General features: G+C 42.1%; 1 pseudogene. It reads left to right on the top strand.

The window, feature by feature from the left end:
• Nucleotides 1-143 precede the first annotated feature (143 nt).
• Nucleotides 144-539, top strand: a pseudogene (locus ACS8FD_RS23960) (hypothetical protein); the annotation flags it as partial.

Genomic DNA, 539 nt, shown 5'->3' with positions numbered 1-539 from the left:
TCTTAGCTTTATTTACTATCATCTGAAAGGACTCTGTCATGACCATGAATATTAGTGCGCCAAAAACACTTAACAAAAATCAGTTCGTATACATGAGAGTAACTCTTTTTAGCATATTGATTGGTTGTGTTCTTGCTACTTCTATGGCAAATGCTGCTTCTAAAATTGCTATTGGTCAGCCTACTACTGGCAATACTACTGTGGTCGAGCAGCACTCTAATGGCAAAAACGCGACCATTACTGCGATGCCTAATGGTATTACGATGCAAGACGGTCTACCGTTTTCAGTCGCTCAAATCTCCAATGTGCCACGCTATACTATTCATCAAGGCACCACTCAGGGCAGTACAACGATCACGACAGTTCCAGTTGATACGCTACCTCTTAATACCATACCAGTGACCAAACAAGTTACTCAAGCAGGTGTCCTAACCACTCCTGTAAATACAGTAGCCCAAGTACTGCCTGTTGCTACTAGTAATGAGATGCCAGTGTTGAATCAAACAACTAGCGCCCAGCCAACCATTAATCAAACTGTT

It is taken from the genome of Psychrobacter sp. 1U2 (assembly GCF_051847575.1).
Note: the sequence above shows the minus strand (reverse complement) of the source record. Positions and strands in the feature narration are given on the sequence as shown.